Here is a 26,181-nt window from a genome sequence, read left to right on the forward strand (position 1 = left end):
CGTTTTCGTCGTGCTGCTGCACTTCCCACAGCGCCGACCAGGAGCCGACGTCGCTCCAGCCGATGTCGGCTGGCACCACGACTGCGTTGGCGGTGCGCTCCATGACCGCGTAGTCGATCGAGTCCGACGGGCAACTCGAGAACGCGGCTTCGTCGAGGCGGCAGAAGTCGAGGTCGCGGTAACCGGTGGCGACCGCTTTTTCGGCCGCCTCGGCAATGGCCGGAGCGAAACTGGCCAGCTCGGTGAGGTACTGGTCGGCGGCGAACATGAACATGCCGCTGTTCCAGTAGTAGCCGCCATCGGCGACAAAGCCTTCGGCGGTGGCCAGGTCCGGCTTTTCGACGAAGCGCTCCACCTGGTAGCAATCATCGCAGCCGGGCAGCGCCGCGCCGCGGCGGATGTAGCCGTAACCGGTTTCCGGCGCCTGCGGCACGATGCCGAAGGTGGCCAGGCCGCCGCCTGCCACCAGGCCGGCGGCGCGGGCGACGGCTTCCTTGAAGGCGCCCGTGTTTTCGATCACGTGGTCGGCCGGCAGCACCAGCATGACCGCCTCGGGATCGATCGCCTTCAGGTAGTGCGCCGCCGCGGCCACCGCCGGTGCGGTATTGCGCCCGGCCGGTTCGAGCAGGATACCCAGCGGCGTGATGCCGGCCGCGCGCAGCTGCTCGGCCACCATGAAGCGGTGGTCATTGCCGCACACGACGAGCGGCGCCTGCAGCCCCGGCAGGCCGGCCACGCGCAGCGCGGTGTCCTGCAGCATGGTCTTGTCGGCGACGAGCGGCAGCAATTGCTTCGGCAGCACGGCGCGCGAGAGCGGCCACAAACGGGTGCCGGCGCCGCCGGAGAGAATCACTGGGTAAATTTTCATGCCTGGGCTTTCTATCGATTATTCCCGCTTGCTACTTTTTTTTGACCGGCGCCTTCCTTGCGGCTGCTGCGGCGGCGATCGCGCGCATTCACCCATTCCTCGGAGCTGTATTCGGAGGCGTGCTTCATCTCTCCGGCACGGTCGACACTGTATTCCTTGAATACGATCATCTCGTTGAGCGTCACGTCGTGCAGCACACGCGTATATTCGAACAAGACGCTGCGGACAATTTCCGCGCCTTCGCAGATATGGCTGCCGTGGCCGATCCAGGTCGGTCCGACGATGTGCACGCCCGCTTCGATGCGCACGCCCGAACCGATGTAGACCGGGCCCTCGATGGTCGTGCCGTTCCAGTCGATGCTCGTGTTCAGGCCGACCCACAGGCCCGGTTCGATCTGGGTGCCGGGCACGTCCATGTGATTGACTTCGCCGGTCAGCACGGTCTGCAGCACTTCCCAGTAGTCGGACATGGTGCCGATGTCGAGCCAGTTGAACGGGCGGCCCTGAGCGAAGAACGGCAGGCCGCGCTCGGCCAGCAGCGGGAACAGTTCGGAGCCGATGTCGAAGGTCACGCCCGGCGGGATCAGGTCGATCACTTCGGGTTCGAAAATATAGATGCCGGTGCTGATGAAGTTCGACTTCGCCTCTTCCTGGCTCGGCTTTTCCTGGAACTCGGTGATGCGGCCCTCTTCGTCGGTGACGACGACGCCGTACGACGAGACCTTGTCCCACGGGACTTCCTTGGTGATGACCGAGGCCATCGCGCCCTTGCGGCGGTGTTCGAGCAGGGCCGCTTTCAGGTCGAGGTCGATCAGCGCATCGCCGCACATCACGATCGTGGTGTCATCAAAAAACTGGCCGAATTCCTGGATCTTCTTCATACCGCCGGCCGAACCGATCGGCTCGGGCACGATGGTGCCGTCGTCGGTGGTATAGCCCTCGAACGAGTAGCCGATCTGGACGCCGAACTGCTCGCCCTCGCCGAAATACTCTTCGATCTTTTCGTGCAGCCAGCTGACGTTGACCATGATTTCGGTCACGCCATGTTTTTTCAGGTGCTCGACCAGGTAAGCCATCACCGGCTTGCCGAGCAGCGGGATCATCGGTTTCGGAAGATCGTAGGTGAGCGGACGAACGCGTGTGCCCTTGCCTGCCGCGAGAATCATAGCTTTCATTAAAACGCCCTCGTTTCGTATGCTGTGGGACGGATGCGCCGTTCTGCGGCGCGCCCGCCCGGATTGGTCTGGTATGACGTTTTCGTTGACTGGTTGTCGTGTGCCGCCGCAGCCTCAGGCCTGCGCGCTCATCGTCTGGTAGCGCCAGGTATCGGCGCACATCTGCGCGACATCACGCGTGGCGACCCAGCCCAGTTCATCGCGTGCGCGCGCCGGATCGGCATAGCACTTGGCGATGTCGCCCGGGCGGCGGTCGACGATCTGGTAGGCGATCGGACGGCCGCAGGCCGCTTCGAAGGCGCGCACCATTTCCAGCACGCTGTTGCCATTGCCAGTGCCGAGGTTGTAGGTCAGCAGGCCGGGGCCTTGCGCCAGCTTTTCCAGGGTCTTGACGTGGCCGATCGAGAGGTCGACGACGTGGATGTAGTCGCGCATCCCGGTGCCGTCCGGGGTCGGGTAATCGCCGCCGAACACCGACAGTTTTTCGCGCTGGCCGGTGGCGACCTGGGCGATGTAGGGCACCAGGTTGTTCGGGATGCCGGACGGCGATTCGCCGATCAGGCCGCTTTCATGGGCGCCGACCGGGTTGAAGTAGCGCAGCAGCGCGATATGCCAGTCCGGCTCGGCCTTGATCAGGTCGCGCAGGATGTCTTCGATCATCAGCTTGCTGCGGCCGTAGGGATTGGTCGCCGACAGCGGGAAGTCCTCGGTGATCGGTACCGACGCCGGATCGCCGTAGACGGTGGCCGAAGAGCTGAAGACCAGCGTCTTGACGCCGAACTTCGCCATCGTCTCGAACAGCACGACGCTGCCCGACACGTTGTTGTCGTAGTAGCGCAGCGGCTGCGCCACCGATTCGCCGACCGCTTTCAGGCCGGCGAAATGGATCACCGCATCGACCTTGTGGGCGGCAAAGGCCGCTTCCATGGCGGCGCGGTCGCGGATGTCGGCTTCGACGAAATCGAACGACTTGCCGGTAATCTTGTGCACTTGCTCTTGCACCGTGCGCTGGGCGTTGGAGAGATTGTCGACCACGACCACGTCGTACCCGGCATTTTGCAACTCGACGACGGTATGGGAACCAATATAGCCCACGCCGCCAGTAACCAGAATCTTCATTGTCGTCACTCTCTTCACAATTATGCGCGCCTGTTTCGGCGCTCCAGAACGGCTGTTGAAAACCGTCCCCTCTTTGTCCTTCAGTAGCGGTTCTTACGACCGCGTCTTCCCTACCGCGTCCAACAGGAGGCCCATGGCGGCGTTGCACCGTCTCGCCGTACTAGCGTACTGTCTTCGACGGTGCGCCTTGCCCTGAGCCTCCTGTTGAACGCGTTTTATTCAGTACCTGCGCGTGCGCGCCGCTTCCTTTACCAGCAGCCAGATGAAGGCCATGTCCTCGATAAAATAGCGGCGGAACATGCGCCGCGGTTCCTGCAAAAACCGGTAAAACCATTCCAGTCCGGCGCGCTGCATCCAGCGCGGCGCACGTTTCACGCGGCCGATCACCACGTCGAAGGTGCCGCCCACGCCCATCGCGAACGGCACGCCCATGGTCTCCTGCCAGCGTCCGAGAAATTGTTCCTTCCTGGGCGAGCCCATCGCCACGAACAGCAGGTCGGCGCGGCTGTCGCGTACCTGCGCGGCCACCGCCGCTTCTTGCGCCTCACCCTGCCAGTAGCCGTCGCGCCAACCGGCGATGACCAGTTGCGGATAACGGCGCGCGTAGCTGTCGGCCACCGCGGCCACCACCTCGGCACGCGCCCCCAGCAGGAACACGCGCCAGCCGCGCTCGCCCGCCCTGCGCATCAGCGCCTCGAACAGGTCGACACCGGCGACGCGCTCCTTCAGCGGCTTGCCCAGCAGGCGCGACGCCCACACCACCGGCATGCCGTCGACGTTGACCAGCGCGCAGGCATTGATGATGCGCCGCAGTTCTTCGTCACGGCTGGCCTTGACCAGCTTGTCCACGTTCACCACCACGTGCTGATGGGGCTTGCCGGAGCGGATGAATTCCTCGATACGGCAGAGGGTTTCCTCCATCGACAGATTGTCGATCCTGCAGCCCATCATCGTGATGGCGGGGGTCATGGCGGTGCCTAGGCGGTTTTCAGCGCCAACTCTTTGGCCAATACTGCCACGATGCGCTCGGCGGCCTTGCCGTCCCACAGGTGCGGGCGGCGGCCCTGCTTGCCTTCGCCGCGCAAGACCTTGCGTGCTTCCAGCATGATTTTCTCGGGATCGGTGCCGGCCAGCACGTTGGAACCTTCATCGACCGTCACCGGACGCTCGGTATTCTCGCGGATGGTCACGCATGGTACGCCGAGGGCCGTGGTTTCTTCCTGCAGGCCGCCGGAATCGGTCAGCACCACGGCCGCGTCCTTCCACAGATTGAGGAAGGCCATGTAGGCTTGCGGGCCGGCCAGGGTCACGTTCGGGCCGAGGTCGATGCCGAATTTTTCGATGTTGGCGCGGGTACGCGGGTGCACCGGGAAGATCAGCGGCAGCTCGCTCGCGATTTCCTTCAGGGCGCCGGCGATGCGGGTGAAGATGACGCGGTCGTCGACATTGCTCGGGCGGTGCATGGTGACGACGCCGTATTTACCTTTGCCCTGGCCACCGTTTTGCTGCGCCCTCGCCTTGAAGGCGGCGGTTTCGAAGCCGGAAGTGTCGGCGTGGGTCAGCTTGTCGGCCTGGAACAGGACGTTGTCGACCATCACGTGGCCGACGTAATGCACGGCCGAGTCCGGCTTGCCTTCACGCTTGAGGTGTTCGAGCGCCGCCGGTTCGGTCACGAAGAACCAGTCGGAAATGCTGTCGGTCACCAGGCGGTTGATTTCCTCGGGCATCGACATGTCGCCGCTGCGCAGGCCGGCCTCGACGTGGGCGACCGGGATGTTGAGTTTCTTGGCGACGATCGAGCAGGCCAGCGTGGAGTTGACGTCGCCCACGACCAGCACGGCGGCCGGACGTTCGGCGATGCACAGTTCCTCGAAGCCGACCATGATCTTTCCCGTCTGCTGGCTATGGCTGCCGCCGCCGGCGGCCATGAAGACGTCCGGTTGCGGAATGCCGAGTTCCTCGAAGAAGACGTCGTTCATCTCGCGATCGTAATGCTGACCGGTGTGGATGATCTTGAACGACAGTGCCGACTGCGCCTGCAGCGCACGCACGATCGGCGCGATCTTCATGAAATTGGGCCTAGCGCCCGCGACCAGATAAATGAGCATGTTCAGACTTCCCTATACCACTGTAATAATTATGGAAAACGGACAACATTAAAAAAACGTTATTGTAAACCTGCATTCGACCGGAACGGCGGACGATACGGTTGAGATACGCAGCACGTCGCTCGGCTCCTTCGATTCGTAGCCGCGCGAGTACCAGCCGAGCGGTGGGTTCTCGGCACCGCGCACCAGTTCGAGCTTCAGGTCGGCGCCGGTGGCATGCATCTGCAGCGCGAAGCGCTTGCCGCGCACATGCAAACCAGTGCTGGTCAGGCGCACGTTCAGTTCGGGCGCAAAATGCCAGAACAGCTCGAGCGGATGCGCCTTTTTCGCGGCCACCTCGTCACGCACGACGAGCGTGCTGCTGGCGGCGTCGTAACGCACGCTGCGCAGGTGGCGCACCGGGTCGGCAAAGCGCGTATAGCCGTCGTGCGAGCCGCGGAAATCGAATTCATGGGGCGAGGCCGGCATGCGCTCGATGGTGGCGCGCGCCTTGCGCAGCCACATGAAACGCCCGCCAGAGACCGACTGGTCGCGCCCGTCGACGCGCACCGTGTTGTGGGCCGAGGTGCCGCGGAAATAGTCGCGCCACTTCTGTTCCTGCCAGTACGAATAGGTACCCGGATCGATCAGTACCTGCTCCCCCGCCACCGACAGCGTCATCGACAGCGCGTCGGCATGGCCGTGCGCGGCGATGCCGAGGTAGCCGAGCGGGCCGCAATCGAGCATGCCCTTGATTTCGTTTTCCTCGCCGAAATGCGAGCCGAACAGCAGGTAGCCGCCATCGGGGAAGGACCAGCCGGTGTCGGATTCGTGCGGGTCGGCGTCGGGCCGCTTGCCGGGCAGCGCGTGCAGCAGCCAGCGCACGCCCGGGTGATCGGACGGCTGGCCGCCGAACACGGTTTCTCCAAGCGCCAGCAACTGCGCCGCGCGGTCGCTGCCGGCGACGGCGAGGCGGAACACGCTGCCGTCGTCGCTGTCTCCCACGTTCGGCACATGGCCGTTGATATCGCGCACCGAGCGCAGGAAACGCAGCGCGCGCTGCAGCACGCTCCAGTAGGTGCGCGAAAACGCCACGTCGCAGGATTGCCCCACCAGTCCCGCCACGAACAGGAACTCGGCCGAGAACACGTGGTAGCCAAAGGCTTGCTCGCGGTTGACGCCGTCGAGCGAATACTGCAGGCGCGCCTGCTGTTCGAGTTCGCGCCGCGCCTGTTCCATCCAGGCGCCGGACGCCTTCCAGCAGGGCCAGACCGAGCTCGCCACGAACAGGCCGGCCAGTTCGCCGATCAGGTGGTTGTTGGCCGAGGAGTGGCGCGACAGGTTGCGCGAAATGGTGCGGCAATGGGCGTGAATACTGTCGAGCCAGTCGGTGCGCAGGCGCTGGCCCGATTCGCCGGCAAACAGCGTGCTCGCCTCGCCGCCCACCAGTTGCCACAGCAGCGCCCAGTTGATCAGGCGGATGCCCAGCTCCATCGGGCTGGTCCAGTTGGGGCCGTTCAGGGGTGGACACTGGTCGAGCCAGCTGCGCAGTTGCTGCTCGAGCGCATGCAGCCAGCGCACGTCGCCGCTGACGCTCCAGGCTTGGGCCAGGCGCACGAGGTGCAGGTGGCGGTTCAGCTCCCACACGTGCTTGATGTCGCCGACCAGTTCGGGGTTGTCGATGGCAATGTCGCCGGCAAACACGGCGGGACCGGTGACGCCGCTGTCCGGGTCGCGGTTCCAGACGGTCGGCACGCCGACGTCGAAACTGCGGTCGGCGAACAGCACCACGTGGCCGGCGCAGATGCGGTCGGCTTCGGCCAGCAGGGCGTCGACCTGGGCCGGGCTCAGCGCCGGGGCGCCGCGGACGTGGAAGCTGCGTGCGCGCGGCATGGGCGCCGCCGCGGCTGCCGATGATGCTGTTGTTGGCGATACGGCGCGCAAGGCGGCCCCACGGGCCATTTTCGTGCGTGCCATCCGGCGCACGCGGTAGCCGATTTCGGCCACCGACATGCAGCGCAGACGATTCACCCACCAAACCATGCGTACTGTAGCGTTCATCGATTCCCCACCAGGTCGTTGTAGATCGCAGCCAGACGGCCGCATACTGCTTCGGTTGAATAGTGCCGCGCCACCGTGGCGCGCGCGCGTTCGCCCAGCCTTTGCCGCAGGCCGGCATCCGCCAGCATACTTGCCAACGCGGCAGCGAGCGCTGCGCTATCGTGCGCAGGTACCAGCAAGCCGTTGTCGCCGCCCTGCACGGCTTCGGGAATCCCGCCGACGGCGCTCGCGACCACGGCCTTGCCGGCCGCCATGGCTTCGAGCAATGCCATCGGCAAGCCTTCGGCGTGCGAGGGCAGGCAAAACACGTCGGCCCGTGCCAGCTGTTCGGCGCGGGCGGCGGCATCGAGCCAGCCGGCCAGGGTAACCCGTCCCTCGATGCCGCGCTCGGCCGCGGCGCGGCGCCAGGCGGCCAGGTCGCCATCGCCGGCCAACACCAGGTGCACCTCCGGGAAACGCGGCGCCAGCAGCGCAACGGCATCGAACAGCTCGGCCACGCCCTTGGCGGCCTCGACACGCCCGAGGAACAGTATCCGGCCAGGGGCGGCGCTTTGATGAATGCTTGCCGGCAGCGGCACCGCATTCGGCACCACCGTCACGCGCGCGCGCGGGGCGAAGCTGCGCAGGAAGCCGGCCCAGCCTTCGGTAAGGGCGATCACGAGCGAGCTGCGCTCGAGCGTATGGCGGATCCAGCGCCGCATCAGGGCGCTTGATTCGATGGTGGCGAACTGGCGGAAGCCGCCGCCGTGCAGGTGGAAAATGGTCTGGCAGCCGGCGCAACGCGCCAGCCACAGCAGCAGCGACTTGCGCGCGAAGCTGGCGTGCGAGGCCGCGTGCGCATGCACGATGGCCGGGCGCCGCCACAGGCAAGCCTGCAAGGTTTGCCAGCCGCCGCGCACCGCCGCTTCCAGCTTGGCAAGGGAACTGCCTTCGCGGTGGGTGCTGACGTAGCGCACCTGGGCCTGCTCGAACAGGCCGCCGGCACGCAATGCCGCCACCAGCGCCGCCACCCCACCCCGCCCGTCGGGCGCGGTACCCAGCATCAGGATGCGCGGCGCGCGCGTCTTCATGCGCGAACTCCGGCAGCACGGAGGTCCGACGATCTGGTGGTGGAAAGCGTGTTCACTATTCTTGATAAAGGCACAATATTTCGATCATACATTATCAGTTGCCCTTTCCGCGCACAGTTCATGCCTCGACGGCGATAAATTCGAACTTTCCGTTGGGGCCGCGCGCAATCGCCGCCACCCGCTCCACCCCTACTTCCACGCCCGGTACGCGCAGCAGGAAGGCGGCAACCAAAGCGGCCTCGTGCGCGGCCGTCAACCCGGGGGTGGCGACGATGCGCAAGCGGAAACGGCCGTCGCTCCGATACAACACCTGGCCCTCGATCAAGTGCCGGTCGTGCCCCTGGAATACGCGGTCGAGGCGGGTCACGATGCGCCCGTCCGGCAAATGGATGCTGCGTTCCTGGCGCCCGATCACCCGCGCCACGGTCGGAAACACGCGCCCGCAGGCGCACGGACGGCCGTCGCCCGGCACGACGCGGTCGCCGGTGCGGTAGCGCGCCAGCGGCATGGCCGGGTTGTTCAGCGTGGTGCCGACGAGCTCATACGTACCGTCGTCACCGGCCAGCAGCTCGACGCCGCCGTAATCGGTCAGTACGTGATAACTGCCCGCTTCGCAGGTGCCGATCGCCGCCACCCGCTCGGCCTGGCCGTACCAGTCGAACACGCGCACCCCGAAGCTGCGTTCGACCAGCGTGCGTACGCCGGGCTCCAGCGTTTCCGACGAGGTCAGCACGCCGCGCAGCGCCAGGCCCCGATAGCGCCGCCCGTGCGCATCGAGCCAGGCGGCCAGCGCCGCCACCGACGACGGGTAGGCGTGCAGCACGACCGGATCGTAGCGTTCCAGCGCAGCGACGTAGGCGCCGATGGTCGCTTCGGACAAGTGATACGAAGACATCAGCAGCATCCGCCCCCAGCGGTCGTGGCACCAGTAGCGCCCGTCCGGCGGGCGGTCGGGGCAGACGATGTCGCCGCGGATCCAGGCGCGCCGATCGCCGGGGCGCCAGCCGATCCAGCGCAACTGGCGCTGCACGAAGCCCTCCTCGCGGATGACGGCGCCCAGGGTTTGCACCAGCGACAGCGGCGTGCCCGAGGTGCCGCTGGTGCGGATCGTGGCGCGCAAGAGCGAACCGGGCGTGCGCGGCCGCAGGAAGCGTTCCGGATGCTCGCGCAGCATGGCCTTGGTCGTGAACGCGCCGTGCGCGCCGGCCAGGCACAGCCGGGTGCCGTCCGCCGCGACGGCGACGCCCAGGCGGCGCGCGCGATCGGCGATGTACCGGTTCAAGTCTTCGGCCGAGCGTTCATGGCGCGCCAGGCGCGGGTAGACCAGCAGGCGGCCCCACAGGCCGCGCAGCAACGTGCGCGCGAACGAGCGCAGCGTGGCTTTCAGCGACCAGGTCCACATGGCGCCAGGATGCGCTGGTAGGCATGGGCGACGCCCTGCGCCAGGATGCCGTAGGTGCGGTGCGCCGCCACCCAGGGCGGGCCGCGGGCGGCGCATTGCGCGGCCAGTGCGGGCTCGCGCAGCAGGCGCAAGGTGGCGGCGGCAAAGGCCTCGGCCTGCATCGGCACGCACAGGCCGGCGCCGCTCTCCTCGATCACCCGCTGCTGGTCGGGAATGTCGTTGGCCACGCCGGGGATGCCGAGCGCCAGGTATTCGACCAGCTTGGTCGGGGACGAGACGTCGAACAGCGTCCCGCGCGGAATCGGCGACAGGCCCACTTCGGCGCGCACCGCATAGCCGAGCGCGTCCGCCTGTTGCAGCCAGCCGGTCAGCAGCACGTGGTGAGACAGGCCGCGCGTCGCGATGGCGGTGCGCATCCAGATCATTTCATCCGTTGATGGCGCTTCGCCGGCGATCACCAGCAAGGCCTCGGGCAACTGCGTGCGCAGGCAGGCGATCACGTCGAGCAGGAAGTCCGATCGGCGTGACTGCGCCACCCGCCCCAGGTAGAGCACGACGCGGCGTCCGGCCAGGCGCGGATCGCGGCTGGGGGTGATGGCGGCGCGGTCGAAGACGGCGGCGTCGACCCCCATCGGCACCGGCGTCATGCGCTCGAAGGCGATGCCGCGCCCGGCAAGCCAGTCGCGCATCGCGTCGCTCTGGACGAACACGTGGTCGGCGCGCGGCAGCACCAGCCGGTAAACGACTGGACGCGCAAGCGCCGCGCGCAGCGCATGCCCGAGCCAGGCCGCCCAGCGCCGCTGCCCTGCCATCGCGGCGCGGCGCGCCTCGAAGCCTTCGACGATCGGGAACGACATCCAGTAGACGAACGGAATGCGCAGCAGGCGCGCCGCGAGCAGGCCCAGCAGCGCGCTGGCGACCTTGTCGCGCACCTGGATGCAGTCGGGGCGCTCGCGGCGCCAGGCGCGCAGCAGGCCGAGCGCATCCCAGAGCGGCGCGAGCAGGCTGGCGAAGCGGTTTTTCAGGCTGCCGACGACGTGCATGCCGCCCCCATCCCAGGGCTTGCCTCCTGCTTCCCCGCCCTGCCCCACCAGCTCGGTGAATACGCCGTGGCGCGGCATCTCGGCGCCGAACAAGGTCGCGACGTCGGCGCGCAGCGGCGGCAGCGGGTCGCGGACGATGAAGGCAATCGAAAATGAGCGGGTGCGCATGGGAGCCTGTCGAGGTGTCGCGTCGATACTAGCGCAGGCCCTGTGGAATCAGGCCCGCCGCGGGGCAAGCGCGCGGGGCGCGCGATTGAGGGCGATCAAGGAGGAATGGCTGGCTGCTGCTGGAACGCCGTTCATGTACAGAACCTTGTCGTGCAATGCGCATTTCGCGATATTTAGGGTAGACTCCCGAGTCCACGCGTTAGTACCTGTGCATACCCCAGCGCTCCGGGGACCCCTTCACGTATGTGCTTCGGGGCTACGCTGCGCTTTTCGAAATGCATGTGCAGTACCGCGTGGACTCGAGAGTCCACCCTACGATTAACGAAATTCGGGCAGTGTGGCAAGTTCTAGCTGGAAAACAGCGCGGGTAGGCTTGACTGAGCGGAATGACGGCTACTGCTGTTCCTCCCCGGCCCCTTGCACGCTGCCCGTATCAAGGGCGCAGGCGTCGAGCAGCGCCCGCAACCCATCGCTCCTGCCACTCTCCAACTTACGGCAGAAATGCGCCCCGGAAGCGCGCACCCGCTCGACATCGGCCTCGGTCAGCACCTGCGGGTTGCGCGCGCTGCCGTCCGGCCACTGCACGTAGCGGTAGTTGCGCCCCAGTACGCGCTGCCTGGCGGACGAGGCCATCACCAGGGTCTGGAAGAACATTTCATCGGCACACAGCACGCTGCGAAAGAAGCGCGACAATGCGGGACGGCGCGCGACCTGCTCCAGCAGCTCGGCCAGGCAGGCGCGCGACAGCGTCCACCAGGTCGAGCCGCCGTAGGGCTGCAGGCCGGCGGGAAAGCGGCGCGTGCGCCGCAGCAGGCGCAGGGTGCGGTTGGCCAGCGCCAGCACCAGCCGCAGCGGCAAGGCGCTGCCTTCGCTGTAAAAATATTCGTAGCGGTAGTTGGCCGGCCAGCCCTGCGGGCCGAGCGGCACGGTGTCGATCAGTTCGACGTCCTCCAGCGCCGCCAGGGCCTCCTTGAGCGCGGTATTCGACAGCAGCGGATAATCTTGCCCCGACAGGAACAGCATCTTGTCGAAGGCGGCTTCGCGCGCGAGCACGTGGCGCACCGAGGCCAGCGTTGCTTCCACCTGGCTGAACGTGCCCCAGCGCACGTCGCGGCGCGGCGTGACCTGGTGCGCGCGCGCATCGACCCGGGCCGGATCGACGCGCCACTTGCGGTCGAGGTGGACGTAGAGGATGAAGTCCGGGTCGGCCAGCCGCGCCAGCAGCGCATTGAGCTGGGCGAGGTCCTTGTGCGCATGGATCAGGAACACCTGTTTCATCGCTCCCTCCTCGGCCATAAAAAACGTCCCGGCGGCACACGGGCCGCGGGGACGATTTTCATCACGCATCGGACCACCGCAGGCGCACCGACTATAACGTGGGCTGGCCGCCCGCCTGCGTTCAGTTCAGCGTGACACTTTGCCCCGCAACAGTGACCGTACGCACGGTGCCAGACGTACTCACCTTGACTTCCGGCCGCTTGCAGCCGACGTCGAGCAGCACCAGGAATTCGGCGACCGACTTGCCGTCGTTCGGCAGGTAGAAGGCGCCATGGTCTTCGACCACGTTGGCCTTGGCGCCCGGACCGATCCACTGCTTGAAACTGGCGTCGCCGTTGAGCGAACGCACGCACACCGACTGGCCGTTGACGGCGATCTTCACCGCGCCCGGGCTTTCCACCGTCATCGCCACCGGGGCGTGCAGGTTGAATTCATAGGTGTGCGGCACGGTCGCCGACAGGCGGTCGCGCACCAGGATCGCGTTGCTGGCGTTACGCAGGTGCCAGACCTGGCGCTTGGCCATCGTCAGCTGGCCACCGTAGGCGGCGGTGGCGTCGCCTACGGCGAAGTCGTAGCTCGGCTGGGCGGCGAAGCCGATGATCTTGCCGTTGCGCTGCAGCTGTTCGCGGTAGCCGTTCACCAGCTGGCCCTTGCCGCCATCAAAGGTGATCGAATTCTGCGAGCGGGTCTGGTGGTACCAGTCGGTCCAGTAGGGCGAACCGTACCAGTCGTACCAGCCGGCTTTCACCAGCAGCGGCTGCCCCGCCACCGACAGCAGCAGGCCGTTCTGGTCGCCGTGGCTGTGGTTGAACGAACCGTAGGGGCTCGACTTGAAGAACAGCGAGCTGCGCGCACTGGTGCCGATGTCGCTATGCATCGCGACCCAGCCGATGCTCGGGTAATACGCGCTGTTCGACGGCGGCGCCAGGGTCTTGGTATCGGCCACCGGCATCGGGTACGGCGCCTGCAGCAGCGACAGCGTGTCTTCGGTGCCGCCCAGTTTCGAGACGTACCAGGCCGCGCGCGGCGACACCATGCGCGAACCGAAGGCGTGGAACACGCGGGTGTCGGGTTTCGTTTCCGAGCCGTCGCCAAAGGCGTGGATCTTCGAGCCCGGCGGCGTGAACTGGGTGGCGAAGTCGAGGAAGCCGAGCGCCCACGGCTTGGCGTAGAAATTCACGCCGGTCGCCTGGGTCAGCGGGTCCCACAGCTGCACCAGGTAGCCGGCTGCGTATTCGGCGTAGGCGGTACCGTTGGCGAAGCCGCCTTCCGGGCCGGCCCAGGGCGACGGCGCATTGGCGTAGGCGCGGAACGAGAAGTCGAACCACTTCTGCGCTTCCGGGATGTCGCCCAGCGACAGCGAGGAAATCAGCACCAGGAACACCAGGCTCGTATTGCCGTGCGAATCGAACGGGTATTGGTCGAGGCGGCCATTGTCGCCAGCCAGGTTGCGGTAGATTTCCTCGGTACGCACGCGCACCGTTTCCAGCCAGCGCGCCTTGCGCGGGCCGTCGAGGTCGCCGGCGAGCGAGTCGACCGCCTTGATCAGCGACACCGAGATCTGGCGCGTCGCCTGGTCCTGGTTGGCATAGCTGGTCGGGCCTTTCGGGTCGAGGCTGGCCAGCTGGTCGCCCTTGCGCAGCGCTTCGTTCAGGAACAGCGGATCGCGCTTCATGCGCCACATCGCCGCGGCCGCTTCGAGCTGGCGGCTCGCTTCGTTGATGCGCTGGCGGATGTCGGTCTGCTGCGAGGCCATGGCGGCCGTCAGCGGCGTGGCGATCGTGATCGGCCAGCGCGCGTCGTTCAGGACCGGCAAGGCATTGATCTGCAGCTTGATCTCGTTGGTCATGCGGCTGACGTAGGGATCGAGCTCGGCCTTCTTGCCCGCGCTCCAGGTCGAATACAGGGTGAACGACGGCGGCAAGGCGCGCGGCCTGGCCTTGCCCGCGATGCGCGCGCGCAGCGTGGCGTTGTCCGGCACTTCGAACACGGTCGAGCGCGCCGTCAGCGCGAAGCTGCGCGGCGTCGACCAGTCGCCGCCGCCGCTGGGACGCACGCGCCAGGTGTAATTACCGAGCGGCAGCGCCTTGGCCGGCAGATACCAGTTGCGGTCGACGACGGCGACGGTCGGCGCGCCGCCGGCGGGAGTAATTTCGATGTCATACGCAGCCGGCCCGGCCGGATGGCGCGCCCAGGTGAAGCCTGGCGGATTCTGCGCCTGGACGGCGCCGCCCGCCGGACCCGGCTGGACGATCAGCGGATCGGTCGCCTGGGCCCAGTCCGCGTGCGCATTCAGGGACAGCGCACACAGCGATGCCAGGGCAAGGGCCTGGACCAGGCCCCGAAGTTGGGATTTCATGAATGATGCTCCGAGAACGATGGATGAGTGCGGCGGACCGGCCAGCGCCGTATGCTGGCCTTCCGCAGACTGCCGAGAACGGCGTCTGGTGCACAACTTCTGCAGAGCCCGCCGCACGAACGAAATGATGTTACCGCAGTAAGAAATTGAACAACGGCAACTTTTTTCGCGAACTCATCCTTTTTTCACTTGCATCACGGAAATCTGACCTCAGAGCAACACAGTTGTTTGCCCTGAATTTCACACTATTAACTGCTGTGTTTTGTTCACAAAGACAAAGCGCCAACACGCCTTGTCAGCCGGGAATCACGCTTGCCCGGCGCACGCCGTGCATGCGTTTCAGGTAACGCATGCAATACACCGCGAAGGCCAGCGGCGCCCGGTGCGCATGGCGCTTGCGCACCCGAAATTCTTCTTCGCGCGCGCGCAACTTGTTGCGCGTCGAGATGCTGCCGGCATGTTCGCGGAATACGGCCAGGGTTGCGTCGAGCTGGACCGGCGGCGTGGCGGCGGCCAGGCGCAGCCAGAGGTCGATGTCCATCGCGTAGCGCAGGCGCGGATCGAAGCCGCCGACGCGCCCGAACCATTCGCGCCGCACGAACACGGCTGGATGGGGGATCGCCGCCTCCCCCGCCGCGTAGGCCGCGTAGCTGAAGGGTCGCTGCGGGTAGGGTGGCAGCAGGCGCCCCTCCCTGAGCACCTGGATCTTGCCGACCACCCAGGCGGCAGCGCTGGCGTCGAACGTCTGCGCCACCTGCGCCAGCACGTCCGGATTGGCGTAATAATCGTCCGCGTGCAGGTGGGCGACGATGTCGCCGCGCGCGGCTTCGATGCCGCGGTTCATGGCGCGGCTGATGCCGCCGCCGACGTCGTGCAGGATGCGCTTGTCGGCGTCATAGGCGGCGAGCATGTCGAGCGTGCCGTCGCGCGAGCCGCCGTCGACGAAGATATGCTCGAAGTCGCGCCAGGTCTGGCCCTGCAGCGAGGCTAGCGTGTCGCCCAGGGTGGCGGCGCTGTTCCAGGTGCAGGTGACGATTGAAAATCGCGGTTCATTCTTCATACAGGTCCACCAGGCGGTCGAGGATGAGGGCGGCGTCAGCACCGAAACGGATACCGGGCTGCTGCTGCGGCGGGGCTTGGTCCAGCGTCGTACGCAGGCGCTCGACCAGCTCCGGCATGCTGTCGGCCAGGCGCAACTGCCCCGGGTAGTGTTGATAACTGGCCAGTTCCGGCGTGCCGCCGCGTGCCAGCGCCAGCACCGGTTTGCCCAGCGCCAGCGCTTCGAGCACGGTGGTGCTACACGCCTCCTCGCAGGTCGAGGGCACCACGCAGGCATGGCTGCGCGCCGCCAGCGCGAGCGCCGCCGGATAGGGTTGCCAGCCGAGAAAGCGCACGGCCGGCCCGCCGTGGCGCGCTTCGAGGGGCGCGCGTTCGGGGCCGTCGCCGGCGATGCTGATGCGCGCGTGGGGCGGCAGGCGCCCACTGGTCGCGGCCAGGAATTCGCCGAAGCCCTTGCCCGCATCGACCCGCCCGACCAGCGCCACCTCCCCTGCCCGCGGCGACGGCGCAGCGGCGGCGGCCCGGCGCAGCATGGCGTAGTCGACGAAGTTCGGGATCACGCGGCAGCGCCGCAAGTCGGCGCCCGGCACCGCGCGCAGGAACTGGCGGCGCAGGAAATCCGACACGAACACGGTCTTGCGCGCGGCAAAGGCGCGCGCGCTGGCCTGGCGGTAGCCGTCCACGGCCAGCCCGGTGACCGCGCGCCGCACGGCGCCGGCGTCACGCCGGATGCAGGCTGAACAATCGCGCGGATTGCGCGTCGTGCACGCCGCGCCATCGCGAAAGCGCAGGTGCACCAGGCATTCGCTGCCCTGGTCGTGGCGGGTCTGCACGAAATTGACCTGCGGGTCGACGTACAGGCCGACCGCCGGCAAGTGGCCGTGGTAATGCACGGCGTCGAAGCCGGCGGCATGGCGGTTGATGGCGGCGGCGATCCGGCGCGCGATAAACGGCCGTTTCAGGGGATTGAACACACCCAGCTGCTTTTCCTTCCAGCCCTGGTGGCCATAAGCGAAGCCGGGTTCGAAGCGGCCGCGAAAGCCGATTTGCGCCGCGCCGTCGGGACCGCAATCGCTGCGCCCGAGAATGCAGGCGCCGTGGCCGCGCGCCAGCAGCGCATTGCCGAGCGTGACCACATGCTTGCCCAGGCCACCGACCTGGATGCCCGGCAAGTCTTCGGAAACGAGCAGGATGCGCACATCAGCCTCCCGCCAGCGCCTTGACGCGCGCCCAGGCCCAGCGCCGGTCGCCCGCTTCGGCGATGAACACCATGCCGAGCAGCGCCAGCAAGCTCGCCGTGGTGGCCAGGATCAGCACGAAGTCGGCCAGGCTGCGGTCGAACAGGCGTTCGGCCAGGGCGGCGAACAGCGCCACCACGGCCGCCGCGCCCATCCCCGGCAGGTAAGCACGTGTGCACAGGCGCACAAGGCCGGTCGGCACGGTGCGCCCGTGCACAACGACGATGAAGGCCAGCGTGAACACGATCGATGCCGCCAGGTGGCCCCAGGCCGCACCGACGATGCCCCAGCCGGCCACGCCCAGGTAGACGATGCCGAGCCCGGCCAGCGCCCGCGCCAGCGCGAACAGGCCGGACAGGCGCGGGTGGCCCATGCCGTCGTTCACCAGGGACGGCAGGCTGGTCAGCGAATCGATGCATTGCGCCAGCGCGATCAGCGCCAGCACGGTGGCGCCGTTGCGGGCGAACTCGGCTCCCATCCACAGCGCCAGCAAGGGATAGGCGAATACGGCCAGCAGCACCAGCATCGAGGCGTTCAGGTAAACCACGTAGCGCGTCGCCTTGACGTAGGCGCGGTCCAGGCGCGCCAGTTCGCCGCCCGCGGCCAGGGCGCTGGCCGCCGGGAAAAAGATGCCGGACATGCGAAAGGTCAGCCCCAGCACCCGGTTGGCCAGGGTAGACGCCACCGTGAAATACGCCAGGCCGGTGACGCCGACCAGGGCGCCGATGATCAGCTTGTCGGCATGCGCATATGATAAGGCCGCGAAGCGCGACAGGCACGACCAGGCCGAAAAGCCGAGGATGTTCGCGCGCAGGCTGCGCCCCGGCCAGCGCCAGCGCAGTTCCGGCAATAAACGGCGGATGCCGCGCCACAGCACCAGGCAATGCACGCCGCTGGCCAGCACGCGCAGCGCAATCACCGCCAGCAAGCCATGCCCCGTCAACAGCACCGCCACCGTCAGCAGCGGCACCAGGGTACCGAACACCATCTCGATCCGTCCCGATACGTCGAAGCGCATCAGCCCTTGCGGCACGCTGTTGAGGTAGCTTTGCAACTGGCCGAACAGGAAGCCGAGCGCGGCCAGCTGCAGGCAGGCCACCGCCTCGATTCCGAGCGCCGGCGGCACCGCGAACACGCGCGTCACCAGCACCTCGGCGCCGGCAAAAATCCCCAGCGCACCCGCCATGCCGATCAACAGGTAGACGGCCAGGCCGAAGCAGAAGGTCGCGGCCACCTCCCTGTGCTCGCCGCGCGCATGCTGGCCGGCGATGTACTTGACCGAACCGGCGGTGACGTTGATGTCGATCACCGCGAAATAGCCGACGATCGCCGTCACCAGCGAATACAGCCCGTAGCCGGCCTCGCCCAGCCCGGCCACGACCAGGGGCACGGTCGCCAGCGCCGCCAGCGCCGGCACGGCGGCGCCGAGCAGGTTCGACCAGGCGTTGCGGAGCAGGCGCAGGTTCATGGTGGATCGCCGACGGCGGGATGGGTGGATGCAGGCCGGGCCGTGCCGGACGAGGGGCGCATGCGGGCCATCATGCGGGCGCCACGTCGGGCCGCAGGCGCACGTGCGTGCTGCGTTTGGCGGGTGCCGGGACGCCGGCGGCGGCCAGCGCCACATACGGCAGCGCGAGCGCGACGGCCAGCATTTGCGTCGTGCGCACCTGGGGGAACGGCGTACCGATCAGGACGTCGGGGATCATGAAGGCGACGGCGGCGACGCCGGCCGTGCCCAGGCCCAGCAATTCGGGCGGCAGGCTGCGCAAGGTCCGGCGCGCCGCCAGCACGAAGGCCCAGACCGTGCCCGCCAGCAGCGCGATGCCGGGCAGGCCGGCTTTCAGCGCCACGTGCAGGATGCCGCTGTGCACGAACAGGCCGCCGTCCGGATTGGCTTGCCAGGAAATCTGCTGGTAGCCGGTGTAGCGGCCCCAGGCGCCGATGCCGGTGAATGGCCGCGCCAGGATGTCGGCCAGCACCAGTTTGAGTTCCAGCACGCGCTCGCTTTCCGGACCGAAGCGGCGCGACTGCATGTCGTAGAGCAGGCTGGCCAGGCCGCTGCTGCTGCCCTTGGCCTGGCCCAGCCGGCTCAGGGCGGCATAGCTGAGCGCGCCGCCCACCAGCGGCAGCGCCGCCAGCGCCAGCTGGATGCGCCGCAGCGGCGGAAAGCGCAGCAGTACCACCGCGCAGCCGCATACGAAACCGATCCAGGCGCTGCGCCGGTAGGACAGCACGATGCAGGCCGCCGTCGCCAGCAGGGTCAGCCATTCGAGGGCCCGCCAGACCGGGCCGGGGCCGGTCCGCGGGATCGCCGCGTTGAATACACGTGCGGACCGGGCCGCCGGCGCAGCCGCAGCCGAGGAAGCAGACGCAGCCAATGCCGGGCGCGGCCCGAACAGGCCGACAGCGGCGATTGCGCAAGCCATCATGCACAGCAGGCTGTCGTTGATGTCGAAGAAGGTCAGGCGGATGCGGATCGCGTTCATGTTCGCGTACACATTGTTCGGGTCGCCGCCAAACGCCGCCCAGCGTCCGAGGCCATACAGCGCGCGCACCAGGCCGGCCAGCATGACGAAGCGCGCCAGCTCGATCGCCTCCTCACGGGTGCGAAATGCCAGCAGCAGCAGCGCGACAAGCGGCCCCATCCAGACGATGTTGGAAAAGCCCGAGGGCGCCAGCGCCTCCCTGGGCGGCACGCCGGCCAGCACCGCCGCACCCACATGGGCGCACAGCAGCGCCGCCCAGCCCCAGAACCAGGGCCGCAGGTTGCAATCTGGCGCCACGCCGCGCCGGAATCCGGCCGCGACCCGCGCGCAGCACCACACCCCGAGCATGGTCCACAGCACCACCGGAAACAGCAGCAAGCCCGAACCGCGGCTGTAGACGCCGGGTGTGACGAACACGGCCAGGCTGCCGTAGGTCGTTGATGACATCCAGAAAAAGGCGCACAGATACGGGTAGACGAGCAGGCGCGGCCACACCAGGCCGAGCCCGGCGGCCAGCACGCCGGCCAGCGCCAGCAAGACCACGACGGCAAACGGCAGCGAGGTGAAGACATACTGGAGGAAGGTGTCAAGCATGGCCGCCGCCCCAGGTGTCAACCGCGGCCACTGCGGTTGCCGCTGCCGCTGCCAGCGCCAATGCCGCTGCCGATGAGGCGGGTGCGGTCGGGGGCGCCGAGTGCGGCCAGCAGTTCGGCGATGAAGCGGTCCTGCACGCGCCAGGCGGCGGGCTCGTCGTTCGAGATGCTCGATACCCGCACCAGCATGCCGTCGGGGATTTCGCCCGACAGGCCGTAGGCCAGGCGGCGCAGCTTTTGTTCGATGCCGGAACGGGTGGCGTGTTCGCCGATCGTGATCCAGTAGGTGATCGGTTCGTTGCGCTCCTGCTGGCGCGCGACCAGGCGCTGCACCGGCAGGACGCCGAAGCGCGTGGCGAGGCGGTCGCTGCCGTCGCGCAGCAGCTCGAAACCCTGGGCCACGTAGCAGACCTCGGGCAAGTGCAGCTGCAACGCCTTGCTCTGGTCGCCGCCATACGCGATCGACAGCATCACGCGCCGTCCCGCCGCGTCGACATAGGTGCGCGACAGCGTCTGGTCGTAGATCTTTTCCAGCACGCCCTGCTGCTCGGGATTGGGCGTGAGCGGGATGATGTGCGGATCGATGCGCCACGCCCCGAAACGGGCCGGGATCATCGCCTCCAGGCTGAATGCCGCCTGCGCCGCCACGGCCTTTGGCGACGGCATGAGCGCGATGCTCAAGGCCGAGGCGACGGCCATCGCCACGCCCAGCAGCAGGCTGGAGAGGAAGCGCCGGTTCATCGTCCCTTCCCCCGCACGCCGGCGCGCCGGCGCGCCATCCATTGCAGGCCGGAGTCGACCGCCAGGATCAAGGCCAGCGCGGTCAGGAACAGCACCATGCCGGCAAAGCCGTGCAGGAAGCCCTGTCCGGCGGCGTCGCCCAGGTAATAGGTGACCAGGGTCAGCACGATCACGCGGATGACGTTGGCCGAGAACGAGATCGGGACGATCAGGAGCGCCAGCCCGACATTGCGAAAGGCCGACGGGTGGCGCATCAGGTTCAGGTAGAACAGCCCCAGCGCCTCGAGCGTGAGCAGGGTCTGCAGGCCGGCGCAGGCATCGGCCACCAGCAACTGGTACTGGCCGATCTGCAGGATCACGCCGGCGCGCGCCACGGGATAGCCGGCGGCAAACAGCAAGTGCTCGGTGGCCCAGGACACCGCCATCTTCATCGGCATCGTCACCGCGGCGACGAATTCGCTCGGCAGCGGCACCATGAACAGCATGAAAAAGAAGGGAAACCACAGCACGCGCAGCGCCGCCGCGCCGCGCTTGACCAGCACGACCGCGGCAAGGGTCAGGACGATGGCGCCGATCTCGAACATCAGGATGTGCTGCGTGCGCCCCAGCAGGTGCAGCAGCAGGCCGCAGGCCAGCACCGGCCAGCCGGCGGCCGCCGACGCCGCCGGCCCCAGCGCCCTTACCTCGGGCCACTTGCGGTAGATCAGCCACAAGGCCAGGCCGAAGATCATCGGCCCATGTCCCTGTTCCTCGCCGATCCAGGCGCCGCTGAACAGGCTGGCAAAGGTGGGCAGGAACAGCACGGCCAGGCCGAGCCAGACCGGCCACCATTCTGGGGCGGCAGCGGCCAGTGCCGTCCGTAGCATGCCCAGCGTGGCCCGGGGCCACGCGCTGCCTCGCGTGCCTGGACGGCTGGCCCCGGCGCCGGCGCTGGCATCGGCCGTGGCGGCGCGTGCAGGCTCGGCGCTGGTGCCGGACCCAGCGCTGGATCCGCCCCCCAAGCCGGTCCCGATGCCGATGTCGACACCGGCCCCAATGCCGCTACCCGGCGCCGATTGGCCGCTACCCGGCGCGCTCGGCACCGCGAAGCCGGAGCGTGCGTCCGCGCTCACTCAGAACTCCATCATGACGGCGCCGACGACTTCGGCGCCCGCCTCGACCAGTTGCTCGGCTATGCGCGCGACATCGGCCACGCGCGTATGGTCCTTGCGGGCGGCCAGCAGCACGCCGCCGGCCTGCCTGGCCGCGGCCAGCGCATCGACGCCGGCGCCGAACGGCGCCAGGTCGTAGAGCAGGATGTCGTAGCGGCTTTCCAGCAGCGTGTGCAGGCTGCGGAAGATGTCGCGGCTGAGCAGCTCCTGCGGATTGGGCGGCAAGGTACCGGCCGGCAGCACCGACAGGTCGACGAAATCCGGTACCCGATGGACGACGTCGAGGCCGGTACGCCCCGCGAGCAGGTCGGACAGGCCCTGGCGCGGCTTGAAGCCGAAGATGTCGTGCTGGCGCGGGGCGCGCAGGTTGGCGTCCACCAGCAGCGTCTGCTCGCCGAGCTGCGAGAGGACGACGGCGAGGTTGGCGGCGAACAGGGCGGCGCCGTCGTCCGGGTCGGCGCCGACGACCGCCAGCGCGCGCCGCCCACGCGCGAACCAGCGCAGCATCAGCTGGCTGCGGATCGCGCGCAAGGCCTCGACCTGGGGCGAGAACGGCTCGTAGGCCGCGACCAGCCGCGCCGAATAGCCGGCCTGCCCCGGCAGCACGTAGGGATAGGCGAACTGGCGCGCCAGTGCCTGGCGGATGTCGTCCTCGCCGACCAGCCCCAGGCGCAGCGCCGCTTCGCCATAGCGGATGCCGAGGTCGCGGTGCATGCGCAGCACGCGCTCGGCATCTTCAAGCGTCAGCTTGCCCGCCTCCTGCAGCAGCATGCCCATGCGCGAGTCCGCCACATCGGCAGCATCGGCCATGCCTGGCGCATCGGGCGGCAGCGGCGACAGGATCGGTGAATTCATCGGAACAATCCTTTCAATTCAGGCGCAAGGGCCTGCGCGGCCTGAACAGCGCCGGCAAGCCGCCGCGCCGCGGCTGCGCATGCCATTCGATGGTCCCGAGCACGGGAATGCCGAGCAGCTCCTGCACGTCGCCGGCCGAGCGCACCGGACGCTGCAGCAATTCGAGCAGCAGGGCCAGCCCGAGCCCCAGCACCGTGCCGAGCAGGATGGCGACGAGCGTATTGAGCAGCACGCGTGGACCGGACGGTTCGGCCGGCGCCACCGCCGGGTTCAGGACGGCGATGTCGGATTGCTCCGCCTGCGCTTCGATGCGGGTCTGCGAGAAGCGCCCGCTGGCGGCATCGAACGCGCGCTGCGCGCTGTCGAGGTCTTTCAGCAGGACGCCGAGTTCGTCGCGCGTGCGGTTCAGTTCGAGCACGCGGGTCTTTTGCGCGGCCAGCGCTTCGCGCAACTGGTCCTCGCGCTGGCGCAGGACCTGGGCGTTGCCGCCGACGCTTTTGGACACCATCCCGAGCGCCGCATTCAGGTCGGCGCGCATCTTCTCGACCTCGGCGCGCGTGGCCAGGTATTGCGGGTGCCTGGCGCCATAGCGCGCCGCCCCCTCGGCCAGCTTGGCCTCGGCCGCGGCCAATCCCACGCGCAGGTTCTGGATCAGCGGATTGTTCGCCACGTCGGGTGAATTGGCGGCGCCCCCGCCCGCCATGCGCTCGCGCGAGGTGGCTTCGAGCGCCGCCGCCTGCGCCGCCACCAGCTGGCTCGACAGGTCGTTCAGGCGCGACAGTTCGACGTCGACGCGGTTGTTGTCGAGGCTGACGATGCCCTTTTCCTGCTGGTACTTCGACAGGCGTGACTGGGCGCTTTCGACGTTGTCGCGCAGCTGTTTCGTCTGTTCGTTGAAATAGGAGGCGGCCTTTTTCATCGGCTCGGTTTTCAACAGCACGCTGGCATTCTGGTATTCCTCGGCAAAAGCGTTCGCCACCGCCGCCGAAAACGCCGGGTCGGCGCCCTTGAAGCCGATCTCGACCACGCTCGATTCGCGCGCCGGCTTGATGTCGAGCCGCCGGAGCAGCAGGTCGGCCAGCCAGTCGCGCACCGTGCCCTTGCCCTCGGTCGCTTCCTGGAACTGGGCGATCACGGCCGGACTCGTCGCCAGGCGCAGCCGGTCGACCACGCGCAAGGCCACATTCTTGCTGCTGATGATGTCGATCTGGGTCGCCATGTAGCCGGGCAGGAGCTGACCCGGCATCGTCAGGCCGGTCAGCGGATCGACGCCCTTGTAGTTCAGCAGCACTGAGGCGGTTGCCGTATAGGTCTTGCTCTGGATCAGGCTCCAGCCGAGCGCCAGCAGGATGGTGGCGAACAGGGTCGCGAGGATCAGGCGCCGCCGCGCGCGCAGCAAGGAGAGAAATTGGCGCAGGTTCATGGCGGCTCCACTATGCGGCTCCGATGCGGCTCAGAACCAGCTCTCGCGCACGGTGATCACGTCGTCGACCTGCACCGGATCGCTGGCACGCACCTCGAGCGTGACGGCGCGGCCGTCGGACTCGCGCCGGGTAATGCGCATGCCGCTGTCGCTGCCGCGCGGGGTCAGCCCGCCGCCGGCCGAGATCGCCTGCTGCACCGTCATGCCGCGCTCGATGCGGAACGCGCCGGGCCGCTGCACTTCGCCGGTCACATAGGCACGCGGCGCCCGTTCGACAAAGATGATGTCGCCGCCGGCCACCTCGACATCCTTGTCGAGCTCGCCCTTGCGCACCATGTCGACGATGTCGATCGTTTCGCGTCTGGTCTTGCCGTCGCGCGTGCGTACCAGGCTGATGAGGTCGCTCCCTTCGGCGCTGACGCCGCCCGCCATCGCCAGCAGGTCGAGCACCTTGCGCCGCCCCTCGACCGGATAGCGCCCCGGCCGGTTGACCTGGCCCAGCACCGACACCTGCTGGCTCGCCAGCGTCGTGACCAGCATGTTGACCTCGGCCTGTTTCAGGTAGCCGCCCTTCTCGAGCAGGTTGCCGATCTTTTTCTCGGCCGCCGCCACTGACAGGCCGCCCACCGCGACCTGGCCCAGCAGCGGGAAAGTGATCGTGCCGCCTTCGCTCACGCGTGTCTCGACCGACAGGTCGGGACTGCCATAGACGGACAGGCGCACCACGTCCCCCGGGCCGAGCAGTACTTCGGCTGCAACTGCGAACCCCGTCGCGAACGCCGCACCCAGTACCAGCAGGCCGGCGGCAATCCAGTGTCGTAGTGAGGTCATGATCGCTCCTGTCGGTGGGTCCATGGTCCGCGTTACTTCAGGCCGGCGACGCCGCGGTCGAGGGCTGCGTTGTCGGGCACGGGCGCAGGCTTGGCCGCCGCGGGTGCGGCGCCCTCTGCAGACGGTGCTGCCGCCGGCCTTGCCGCCGGCGCCGCCGCTGACGCTGCCGCCGAGCTTGATGCGGCGGGCGGCGGCTGGCCGCCAGGCAGCGCTGCGCCGCCCGCAGCCGTGGTCCCTGTCCTGCTCTCCGGCCGCGCCGCCGGCGTGCTGTTGGCATCGAGCGCCAGCTCCTTGTTCAGGTATTCGATCTTCGCCCCCTGGCGCAGGCGTTCGACCTCGGCCGCCGCCAGCTCCTTGTGCTTGCGGGTGACGAGAAATTGCGCGATCTGCGGTGCGGCAACCGTCAGCGGCACCGGCGCATCGCGCACCTCGGCCAGCGCCAGCAGCATGGCGCGCTCGCCTTCGCGCACGCTGAACAACTGCCCTTTCGGCATCTCCAGCAATTTCTTTGCCAGCCCTGCGTTGAGGTCGGCGGTGCTGCGCGTCGCCTGGGAACGCCCGTACTGGATACCATGGGCATCGAGCCAGACCGCCACTTCCTCGAGCGAGCGGGCGCCATCGGCCGCCGCGCGCACTTCCGGGGTCAAGTCGCGCGCGGCGAGCGTGAGCTGCTCCATGCGGAACTGCTTGCGCTTGTCGAAGTAGTCGGGATGCGCCTTGTAATAGGCTTCCACCTCGCCCGGCGTCGGCGGCGCCACCTTGGCGAGCCGCTTTTGCATATAGGCCTGGGCCACGATCAGCGAACGCGCGCGCTCGATCGCCCCCATGACCTTCGGGTCGCGGTCGAGTTTTTCGCCGATGGCGGCATGCTCCAGCAGTTCGCGGTCGATCAGCGCCTGCAGCAATTGTTTGCTGGCTTGCTGCTGGCGCGCGGCCGGTATGTTGGCGCGCTGTATCTCTTCGTTCAGTTGCAGGACCGTGATTTCCTCGCCATTCACGTTGGCCAGCGCCTGGCCGGGCCGGGCCGGCGGCGCCTTGTCGCCGCATCCTGACAATGCCGCCAGCACCAGCACCAGCGCGGCCATCGCGGCGGCGCGGCAGCCTGGCCTGTTTCCCGATCCTGCCTTGCGCGCGATGGTCAACATAGGTCCTCGACAATGATGGAAAGCACGGC

The 26,181-nt window shown here is 67.9% G+C and carries 21 protein-coding genes; all 21 read right to left on the reverse strand.

What is annotated here, in order from left to right; translation table 11 throughout:
- Positions 1-868, reverse strand: an 868-nt coding sequence (locus IFT60_RS21295) for a mannose-1-phosphate guanylyltransferase/mannose-6-phosphate isomerase (protein ID WP_192055443.1), incomplete at its 3' end; no start/stop codon positions are given.
- A gap of 11 nt (positions 869-879) precedes the next feature.
- On the reverse strand, positions 880-2,043 hold the full coding sequence (locus tag IFT60_RS21300) for a nucleotidyltransferase family protein (RefSeq protein WP_192055445.1): 1,164 nt from the start codon (positions 2,041-2,043) through the stop codon (positions 880-882).
- Between the two features lie 114 nt (positions 2,044-2,157).
- Positions 2,158-3,162, reverse strand: a complete 1,005-nt coding sequence (galE, locus tag IFT60_RS21305) for a UDP-glucose 4-epimerase GalE (protein ID WP_192055448.1) — start codon at positions 3,160-3,162, stop codon at positions 2,158-2,160.
- A gap of 219 nt (positions 3,163-3,381) precedes the next feature.
- A complete protein-coding gene (locus IFT60_RS21310; protein ID WP_192055450.1) occupies positions 3,382-4,131 on the reverse strand; it encodes a WecB/TagA/CpsF family glycosyltransferase in 750 nt (249 codons plus the stop codon).
- An 8-nt stretch (positions 4,132-4,139) separates the two neighbouring features.
- Positions 4,140-5,270 carry a non-hydrolyzing UDP-N-acetylglucosamine 2-epimerase gene (wecB, locus tag IFT60_RS21315; protein WP_192055453.1) on the reverse strand — a complete coding sequence of 377 codons (1,131 nt, stop codon included), beginning with the start codon at positions 5,268-5,270 and terminating at the stop codon, positions 4,140-4,142.
- Between the two features lie 48 nt (positions 5,271-5,318).
- Entirely contained in the window at positions 5,319-7,142 is a 1,824-nt protein-coding gene (locus IFT60_RS21320; RefSeq protein WP_229511060.1) for a heparinase II/III family protein, read from the reverse strand.
- A gap of 164 nt (positions 7,143-7,306) precedes the next feature.
- The gene (locus tag IFT60_RS21325) at positions 7,307-8,380 is read right to left on the reverse strand and encodes a glycosyltransferase family 4 protein (protein WP_229511062.1); all 1,074 of its coding nucleotides are present in this window, start codon (positions 8,378-8,380) and stop codon (positions 7,307-7,309) included.
- Between the two features lie 118 nt (positions 8,381-8,498).
- A complete protein-coding gene (locus tag IFT60_RS21330) occupies positions 8,499-9,782 on the reverse strand; it encodes a phenylacetate--CoA ligase family protein (RefSeq protein WP_192055455.1) in 1,284 nt (427 codons plus the stop codon).
- Positions 9,764-10,993: a glycosyltransferase gene (locus IFT60_RS21335; RefSeq protein WP_192055457.1), complete on the reverse strand. Its 1,230-nt coding sequence runs from the start codon at positions 10,991-10,993 to the stop codon at positions 9,764-9,766. The genes IFT60_RS21330 and IFT60_RS21335 overlap by 19 nt, the downstream gene beginning before the upstream one ends.
- Positions 10,994-11,386: 393 nt before the next feature.
- Positions 11,387-12,271: a beta-1,6-N-acetylglucosaminyltransferase gene (locus tag IFT60_RS21340; protein ID WP_192055459.1), complete on the reverse strand. Its 885-nt coding sequence runs from the start codon at positions 12,269-12,271 to the stop codon at positions 11,387-11,389.
- A 121-nt stretch (positions 12,272-12,392) separates the two neighbouring features.
- Positions 12,393-14,630 (reverse strand): heparinase II/III domain-containing protein, encoded by a 2,238-nt coding sequence (locus tag IFT60_RS21345; protein ID WP_229511064.1) that lies wholly within the window; start codon positions 14,628-14,630, stop codon positions 12,393-12,395.
- A 295-nt stretch (positions 14,631-14,925) separates the two neighbouring features.
- Complete coding sequence (locus tag IFT60_RS21350; protein WP_192055462.1) at positions 14,926-15,690, reverse strand: glycosyltransferase family 2 protein; 765 nt, start codon at positions 15,688-15,690, stop codon at positions 14,926-14,928.
- On the reverse strand, positions 15,680-16,888 hold the full coding sequence (locus tag IFT60_RS21355) for a glycosyltransferase family 4 protein (RefSeq protein ID WP_192055464.1): 1,209 nt from the start codon (positions 16,886-16,888) through the stop codon (positions 15,680-15,682). Before IFT60_RS21355 ends, IFT60_RS21350 begins: the two co-directional genes overlap by 11 nt.
- A 1-nt stretch (position 16,889) precedes the next feature.
- Positions 16,890-18,395 (reverse strand): oligosaccharide flippase family protein, encoded by a 1,506-nt coding sequence (locus tag IFT60_RS21360; RefSeq protein WP_192055466.1) that lies wholly within the window; start codon positions 18,393-18,395, stop codon positions 16,890-16,892.
- A gap of 70 nt (positions 18,396-18,465) precedes the next feature.
- Positions 18,466-20,007, reverse strand: a complete 1,542-nt coding sequence (locus tag IFT60_RS21365) for an O-antigen ligase family protein (RefSeq protein ID WP_192055469.1) — start codon at positions 20,005-20,007, stop codon at positions 18,466-18,468.
- Between the two features lie 17 nt (positions 20,008-20,024).
- Positions 20,025-20,747 carry an exosortase-associated protein EpsI, B-type gene (gene epsI / locus IFT60_RS21370; RefSeq protein WP_192055471.1) on the reverse strand — a complete coding sequence of 241 codons (723 nt, stop codon included), beginning with the start codon at positions 20,745-20,747 and terminating at the stop codon, positions 20,025-20,027.
- Positions 20,744-21,859, reverse strand: a complete 1,116-nt coding sequence (gene xrtB, locus IFT60_RS21375; RefSeq protein WP_374001083.1) for an exosortase B — start codon at positions 21,857-21,859, stop codon at positions 20,744-20,746. Before xrtB ends, epsI begins: the two co-directional genes overlap by 4 nt.
- Positions 21,860-22,753 (reverse strand): chain length determinant protein tyrosine kinase EpsG, encoded by an 894-nt coding sequence (gene epsG, locus IFT60_RS21380; RefSeq protein WP_374001084.1) that lies wholly within the window; start codon positions 22,751-22,753, stop codon positions 21,860-21,862.
- A gap of 13 nt (positions 22,754-22,766) precedes the next feature.
- Positions 22,767-24,176, reverse strand: coding sequence for a chain length determinant protein EpsF (gene epsF, locus IFT60_RS21385; protein WP_192055473.1), 1,410 nt, complete (start codon positions 24,174-24,176; stop codon positions 22,767-22,769).
- Between the two features lie 30 nt (positions 24,177-24,206).
- The gene (gene epsE, locus IFT60_RS21390; protein ID WP_192055476.1) at positions 24,207-25,007 is read right to left on the reverse strand and encodes a polysaccharide export protein EpsE; all 801 of its coding nucleotides are present in this window, start codon (positions 25,005-25,007) and stop codon (positions 24,207-24,209) included.
- Positions 25,008-25,039: 32 nt separating this feature from the next.
- A complete protein-coding gene (locus tag IFT60_RS21395; RefSeq protein ID WP_192055478.1) occupies positions 25,040-26,152 on the reverse strand; it encodes an EpsD family peptidyl-prolyl cis-trans isomerase in 1,113 nt (370 codons plus the stop codon).
- Positions 26,153-26,181 lie beyond the last annotated feature (29 nt).

Origin of the sequence: Massilia sp. CFBP 13721 (genome assembly GCF_014842025.1) — a bacterium.
In the GTDB taxonomy this organism is placed as follows: Bacteria; Pseudomonadota; Gammaproteobacteria; order Burkholderiales; family Burkholderiaceae_D; genus Telluria.

Excerpts from the sequence above, each read along its gene's own strand:
- IFT60_RS21300 (WP_192055445.1), bottom strand. The coding sequence starts at position 2,043 with ATGAAAGCTATGATTCTCGCGGCAGGCAAGGGCACACGCGTTCGTCCG.
- galE (WP_192055448.1), bottom strand. The coding sequence starts at position 3,162 with ATGAAGATTCTGGTTACTGGCGGCGTGGGCTATATTGGTTCCCATACC.
- IFT60_RS21310 (WP_192055450.1), bottom strand. The coding sequence starts at position 4,131 with ATGACCCCCGCCATCACGATGATGGGCTGCAGGATCGACAATCTGTCG.
- wecB (WP_192055453.1), bottom strand. The coding sequence starts at position 5,270 with ATGCTCATTTATCTGGTCGCGGGCGCTAGGCCCAATTTCATGAAGATC.
- IFT60_RS21320 (WP_229511060.1), bottom strand. The coding sequence starts at position 7,142 with ATGCCGCGCGCACGCAGCTTCCACGTCCGCGGCGCCCCGGCGCTGAGC.
- IFT60_RS21325 (WP_229511062.1), bottom strand. The coding sequence starts at position 8,380 with ATGAAGACGCGCGCGCCGCGCATCCTGATGCTGGGTACCGCGCCCGAC.
- IFT60_RS21330 (WP_192055455.1), bottom strand. The coding sequence starts at position 9,782 with ATGTGGACCTGGTCGCTGAAAGCCACGCTGCGCTCGTTCGCGCGCACG.
- IFT60_RS21335 (WP_192055457.1), bottom strand. The coding sequence starts at position 10,993 with ATGCGCACCCGCTCATTTTCGATTGCCTTCATCGTCCGCGACCCGCTG.
- IFT60_RS21340 (WP_192055459.1), bottom strand. The coding sequence starts at position 12,271 with ATGAAACAGGTGTTCCTGATCCATGCGCACAAGGACCTCGCCCAGCTC.
- IFT60_RS21345 (WP_229511064.1), bottom strand. The coding sequence starts at position 14,630 with ATGAAATCCCAACTTCGGGGCCTGGTCCAGGCCCTTGCCCTGGCATCG.
- IFT60_RS21350 (WP_192055462.1), bottom strand. The coding sequence starts at position 15,690 with ATGAAGAATGAACCGCGATTTTCAATCGTCACCTGCACCTGGAACAGC.
- IFT60_RS21360 (WP_192055466.1), bottom strand. The coding sequence starts at position 18,395 with ATGAACCTGCGCCTGCTCCGCAACGCCTGGTCGAACCTGCTCGGCGCC.
- IFT60_RS21365 (WP_192055469.1), bottom strand. The coding sequence starts at position 20,007 with ATGCTTGACACCTTCCTCCAGTATGTCTTCACCTCGCTGCCGTTTGCC.
- epsI (WP_192055471.1), bottom strand. The coding sequence starts at position 20,747 with ATGAACCGGCGCTTCCTCTCCAGCCTGCTGCTGGGCGTGGCGATGGCC.
- epsG (WP_374001084.1), bottom strand. The coding sequence starts at position 22,753 with ATGAATTCACCGATCCTGTCGCCGCTGCCGCCCGATGCGCCAGGCATG.
- epsF (WP_192055473.1), bottom strand. The coding sequence starts at position 24,176 with ATGAACCTGCGCCAATTTCTCTCCTTGCTGCGCGCGCGGCGGCGCCTG.
- epsE (WP_192055476.1), bottom strand. The coding sequence starts at position 25,007 with ATGACCTCACTACGACACTGGATTGCCGCCGGCCTGCTGGTACTGGGT.
- IFT60_RS21395 (WP_192055478.1), bottom strand. The coding sequence starts at position 26,152 with ATGTTGACCATCGCGCGCAAGGCAGGATCGGGAAACAGGCCAGGCTGC.